The sequence below is a fragment of the Streptomyces ureilyticus genome (genome assembly GCF_011045025.1).
In the GTDB taxonomy this organism is placed as follows: domain Bacteria; phylum Actinomycetota; class Actinomycetes; order Streptomycetales; family Streptomycetaceae; genus Streptomyces; species Streptomyces ureilyticus.
In genome coordinates, this window is record NZ_JAAKZX010000355.1 from 1 (window position 1) to 5,529 (window position 5,529).

Below are 5,529 nucleotides of genomic sequence, written 5' to 3' on the forward strand. Positions count from 1 at the left end.
GTTTTCTTCAAAGGAACCTCCACCCACCACATTGCGTGATGGACGGGGTATCAACATATCTGGCGTTGATTTTTGGCACGCTGTTGAGTTCTCAAGGAACGGACGCTTCCTTTGTACTCACCCTCGCGGGCTTTCCTCCGGGCTTCCCTTCGGTCTTGCTTTCCCGACTCTACCAGACCCTTTCGGGCCCGATTCCCAGTCGAAAGTGGGCCGTCTTCACGGCCGTTCGGGCCGTTCCGACGAGTGAGACTTTAGCGGAATCTCCGGCCCCGAGCTAATCGGGGTCGCGCCCTTTCGAACGCCGAGTCCTCATTCCGTAAACACGCATGAAAACGAGCCGACGACGGATCGCCGATCGTTAGGTGCTTACTGCGGAATGGCTGTCCGGGGACCGACCGGAGTCGGCGCTCACGTCGGACAACTCGGAGAACAGTACGGAGCGGGTTCGGGCGTGTCAACTCGGCGCCGTAGAGCACCCGGGAGGGGTAGTCTCGGACGTATGACAACGCATGCGTGCACCCTGCTGTGGTGGGCCGCCTGAGGGCGGCCGTGCTCACGTATGTACTCAACGGCCGCCGCCTCGGCGGCCGTTCTCGTTTCTCCCTCCTGGAGAGCCCGGCCGACGGGCAGCGGTGGTCCTGACCGGGAGGTAGAGAGATGACGCGGATCTTCAGTGGGGTCAAGCCGACGGGGCATCTGACGCTGGGGAACTACTTGGGAGCCGTGCGGCGTTGGGCCGATGTCGATCAGCACAGCGCCGACGCGCTGTTTTGTGTCGTCGACCTGCATGCGCTGACCGTGGATCACGATCCAGGGCGGGTGCGCAGGCTCAGTCGGCAAGCGGCCACGCTGTTGCTGGCCTCGGGGCTCGATCCCAAGCTGTGCACCGTCTTCGTACAGAGTCATGTGGATGAGCACGCGCGGCTGTCGTATCTGCTGGAGTGCGTCGCTTCGGACGGGGAGATGCGGCGGATGATCCAGTACAAGGAGAAGGCCGCGCGGGAGCGGACGCGAGGTGGGAGCGTACGGCTGTCGCTGCTGACGTATCCGGTGCTGATGGCGGCGGACATCCTGGCGTACGGGACGGCTGAGGTGCCGGTCGGGGACGACCAGACGCAGCATGTGGAGCTGGCGCGGGATCTGGCGGTGCGGTTCAACCAGCGGTACGGGCATACGTTCGTGGTGCCTCGGGCCACTCATCCGGTGGTGGCGACGCGGGTGATGAATCTTCAGGAGCCGACGTCGAAGATGGGGAAGTCCGAGGATGTCGGGCCGGGGATCGTGTATCTGCTCGATGAGCCGGAGGTGATCCGGAAGAAGGTCATGCGGGCGGTGACCGACAGCGGGCGGGATGTCGTGTACGACCCGGAGGGACGGCCAGGGGTCTCGAATCTGCTGGAGATCCTCGCGGCCTGTGAAAGTGGGAACCCCGAAGGCCTGGCCGGTGTATATGAGTCGTACGGATCTTTGAAGAAGGACACCGCCGAGGCTGTGGTCGAGCTCCTCAGGCCCGTACAGGAGAGGCACAGCGAGCTGTGCGCGGATCCTGCGTATGTGGAGGGGGTGTTGCGGGATGGTGCGGAGAAGGCCAGAGAGATGGCGAGGCCGACGGTGGACGCGGCGTACCGGGCGATCGGGTTGCTTTCGCCGGCGTGACGGCTGAGTTGGTCTGACCTGGCGCCGGGTGTCTGGACGGGCGGGGTCCAGGCCCGGCGCCGGGGGTGGGCGTCAGGTGTTGTTGCCGGAGGCCAGTTCGCGGCCGCGGTCGCGGGCTGCCTCGATTGCGGCGATGAGGGCGGCTCGTACGCCGTGGTTCTCCAGTTCGCGGATGGCGTTGATCGTGGTGCCCGCGGGGGAGGTGACGTTCTCGCGGAGTTTCACGGGGTGTTCGCCGCTGTCGCGGAGCATGACGGCGGCGCCGATCGCGGACTGGACGATGAGGTCGTGTGCCTTTTCGCGGGGCAGGCCGAGGAGGATGCCCGCGTCGGTCATGGCCTCGACCAGGTAGAAGAAGTACGCCGGTCCTGAGCCGGAGAGGGCGGTGCAGGCGTCCTGCTGGGACTCGGGGACGCGGAGCGTCTTGCCGACGGCGCCGAAGATCTCCTCGGCGTGGGCGAGGTGCTCGGCGGTGGCGTGGCTGCCGGCGGAGATGACGGACATGGCCTCGTCGACGAGGGCGGGGGTGTTCGTCATGACACGGACGACGGGGGTGCCCTGGGCGAGGCGCTCCTCGAAGAAGGAGGTGGGGATGCCCGCCGCACCGCTTATGACGAGGCGGTCGGCGGGGACGTGTGGGGCGAGTTCCACGAGGAGGGTGCCCATGTCCTGGGGCTTGACCGTGAGGATCAGGGTGTCGGCGGTCTTGGCTGCCTCGGGGTTGGTCACCGGGGAGACGCCGTAGCGGGTGCGGAGCTCTTCGGCTCGCTCCGGGCGCCGTGCGGTGACCAGGAGGTCGGCGGGGGACCAGCCGGCTCGGATCATTCCGCTGAGCAGGGCTTCGCCGATCTTGCCGGTGCCGAGCACTGCGACTTTCTGGGTCATGTTCGGTTGCCCTCCGGGCGGGGGTGCGTCGTCCAGGACCCATCCTCGCACCGGGGTCGGGCGGTGGGCCGCCGTGTCCGCTGGGCGGGATGGACGGCCAACCCGGCGCGGGGCGCTATGCCGTGCGGCGGCGGAGGGTTGCGGCGCCGAGGGTGAGGACCAGGAGGGCACAGGCGGCGACGACCAGGACGTCTCGGATGAAGTTGGCGGTGACGTCGGTGTGCAGGAGAACTTCGTTCATGCCGTCGACTGCGTAGGACATGGGGAGGACGTTGGAGATGCCTTCGAGGACGGGGTGCATGTTGGGGCGGGGGGTGAAGAGACCACAGAGGAGGAGCTGGGGGAAGATCACCGCCGGCATGAACTGCACGGCCTGGAATTCCGAGGAGGCGAAGGCCGAGACGAAGAGGCCGAGGGCCGTGCCCAGGAGAGCGTCGAGGAGCGCCACGAGCAGGAGGAGCCAGGCCGAGCCCGTGACGTCGAGACCCAGGGCCCAGACGGCGAGACCGGTGGCGAGGGCGGACTGGACGATGGCGAGGGCGCCGAAGGCGAGGGCGTAGCCCGCGATGAGGTCGGCCTTGCCGAGGGGCATGGCGAGGAGGCGTTCCAGGGTGCCGGAGGTGCGTTCACGAAGAGTGGCGATGGACGTCACCAGGAACATCGTGATCAGCGGGAAGATGCCGAGGAGGGAGGCGCCGATGTTGTCGAAGGTGCGCTGGCTGCCGTCGAAGACGTAGCGCAGCAGGAACAGCATCACGCACGGGATGAGGATCATCAGCGCGATGGTTCGCGGGTCGTGGCGGAGCTGGCGTAGGACCCGGGCTGCGGTGGCGGTGGTGCGGGAGGCGTTCAGCGCGCTCGTCGAGGCGGGCGCCATGGTCGTGGGCGTACTTGTACTCGTGGTCGTGCTCATCGCGTCGTCTCCTTCGTGCGGCCCGCCGCGACCGCCTCGTCGACCAGGCGCAGGAAGGCTGCCTCGACTGTCTCGGAGTCGGTGCGGTGGCGCAGGGCGTCGGGGGTGTCGTCGGCGAGGATTTCGCCCTCGCGCATGAGGAGGAGGCGGTGGCAGCGTTCGGCCTCGTCCATGACGTGGGAGGAGATCAGGAGGGTGGCGCCGCGTTCTGCGGCGATGGAGTGGAAGAGGTTCCACAGGTCACGGCGGAGGACGGGGTCCAGGCCGACCGTGGGTTCGTCGAGGACCAGGAGTTCGGGGGTGCCGAGGAGGGCCACGGCCAGGGAGACGCGGCTGCGCTGGCCGCCGGAGAGGTTTCCGGCCAGGGCGTCGGCGTGGCTGGTGAGGTCGACGTCGGCGATGGCCTGGGTGACGTTCTCGTGCCGTCGCTCGGCGGAAGCGCGGCCGGGGTCCAGGATCGCGGCGAAGTAGTCGAGGTTCTGGCGAATCGTCAGGTCGTCGTAGACGGAGGGGGCTTGGGTGACGTAGCCGATGCGAGTGCGGAGGGTGGGGTGGCCGGCGGGGCGGCCGAGGACGTCGAGGGTGCCGGTGACCTTGGCCTGGGTGCCGACGATCGCGCGCATCAGGGTCGACTTGCCGCATCCGGAGGGACCGAGGAGACCGGTGACCTGGCCACGCGGGACGGTGAAGTCGAGACCGCGCAGGACCGTGCGGGGGCCGCGGACGACGGTGAGGCCTTCGGCGCGGACGGCGGGTGCGCCGGCTGAGCCGGGTGCGCCTTCGGTTTGGGGTGCTCCCTCGCGGGGTTGCCCGGAAGCGTAATTCATCATGTGATGAATAATCCTCGCGTGGGCTGAGCGCGTCAAGGGGAGGTGTACGGCGGCTACGGCGGCATGGGGGTGCGTCGAGATGAGGGCGCGCGTGGGCGTGAGGCCCGCGTGGACGGGAGGGGAGGCGCAGCGTGGATGGCCCGCGTGGGTATGACGGGAGACGGACCGCGGGTGGCTCGCGTGCGTGCGAGGGCAGGCGGAGCACGGGCGATCCGCGTGGGCATGAGGGCAGACGGAGCGCCGGTGGACCGGCAGTTGCCGGTCATCGATGGTCGGGAGCGTGCGCTGGGCCGGTCGCGGAAGCTGCGACCCGACAACGACCCGGCGCCCGCCGGCCGGGCGACGCTGGCCGCCGCGCATCGTCGGCGGGCCTTGGGTGGCGGGGTGTTGTGCGGCGATTCCAGGCGGGTGCCGGGTGGGGTCAGGAGGTGGCGGTCGGCTTGGTGGCCAGCAGGAGGATCACGTCGTAGACCTCCTCGACGATGCCGTCCGGGAAGGCCGCGAGCAGGTGCTTGCACTCCTCGGCGAGGAAGGCCGCGGTGCGTTCCTCGCCGTGGACAAGGAAGATCGAGTGGCTGCCGATGTTCGCGAGATGTGTGTCGACGGGGACGCGGCGGCTCCAGCGGATTGTGCGGCGGGTGAAGTCGAGGCGGCCGGTGGGGTCGGCGAGAGCGGCACTGACCTCGGGGCCGTTGCCGTTTCTGTCGACCTCGCGGGCGGTGCCGAGGTGGCGCTCGATGCGGTCCGCCTGCTCGCTGATCCACGGGAGTTTCAGGGCGCTGGTGTTCCACCACAGCGCGAGCGAGCCACCTGGGCGCAGGACGCGGAGCGCCTCCGGGACCGAGCGGGCCGGATCGGTCCAGTGCCAGGACTGGGCGTAGGTGAGGAAGTCGGTGGAGGCAGTGGCCAGGGGGAGGGAGTTGCCGTCGCCGCGCAGGAGGGGCACGTCGGGGAGGGTGCGGTGGAACTGGGCCGCCATGCCGTCGCCGGGCTCCACGGCGACGACGTCTGCGCCGCGGGCGTGGAGCAGTGCTGTCGCTATGCCCGTGCCGGCGCCGATGTCCGCGACGCACCGGGGGATCCGTACCACACCTTCCTGGATCACCGTGATCGCCAGCTGCCCTGAGCCAACTGCTCGGCCACGGCCGGCCAGTCGTCCTCGTTGCCAGGGATGCCGAGGCGCGCTCGCCCGCCGAACCGGCCCCGCCCGTCCCGGTCATGCAGGGCGACGAGCACGATGCTGTC

Annotated in this window: 5 protein-coding genes; 1 reads left to right on the forward strand and 4 read right to left on the reverse strand. The window is 69.0% G+C overall.

Annotated elements, in window-relative coordinates; all coding sequences use genetic code 11:
• Nucleotides 1-657 precede the first annotated feature (657 nt).
• On the forward strand, nt 658-1,656 hold the full coding sequence (trpS, locus tag G6048_RS46470; protein ID WP_165345650.1) for a tryptophan--tRNA ligase: 999 nt from the start codon (nt 658-660) through the stop codon (nt 1,654-1,656).
• Nucleotides 1,657-1,728: 72 nt separating this feature from the next.
• Here trpS and proC read toward each other — a convergent pair whose 3' ends face one another.
• The 4 genes from proC to G6048_RS46490 all read right to left on the reverse strand — a co-directional run bounded on the left by proC (nt 1,729) and on the right by G6048_RS46490 (nt 5,389).
• Nucleotides 1,729-2,541 (reverse strand): pyrroline-5-carboxylate reductase, encoded by an 813-nt coding sequence (gene proC / locus G6048_RS46475; RefSeq protein WP_165345651.1) that lies wholly within the window; start codon nt 2,539-2,541, stop codon nt 1,729-1,731.
• A 115-nt stretch (nt 2,542-2,656) separates the two neighbouring features.
• Nucleotides 2,657-3,454 (reverse strand): ABC transporter permease, encoded by a 798-nt coding sequence (locus tag G6048_RS46480; RefSeq protein WP_165345652.1) that lies wholly within the window; start codon nt 3,452-3,454, stop codon nt 2,657-2,659.
• Nucleotides 3,451-4,284: an ABC transporter ATP-binding protein gene (locus tag G6048_RS46485; RefSeq protein ID WP_165345653.1), complete on the reverse strand. Its 834-nt coding sequence runs from the start codon at nt 4,282-4,284 to the stop codon at nt 3,451-3,453. Before G6048_RS46485 ends, G6048_RS46480 begins: the two co-directional genes overlap by 4 nt.
• A 421-nt stretch (nt 4,285-4,705) precedes the next feature.
• Entirely contained in the window at nt 4,706-5,389 is a 684-nt protein-coding gene (locus G6048_RS46490; RefSeq protein WP_328829000.1) for a class I SAM-dependent methyltransferase, read from the reverse strand.
• Between the last annotated feature and the right edge of the window lie 140 nt (nt 5,390-5,529).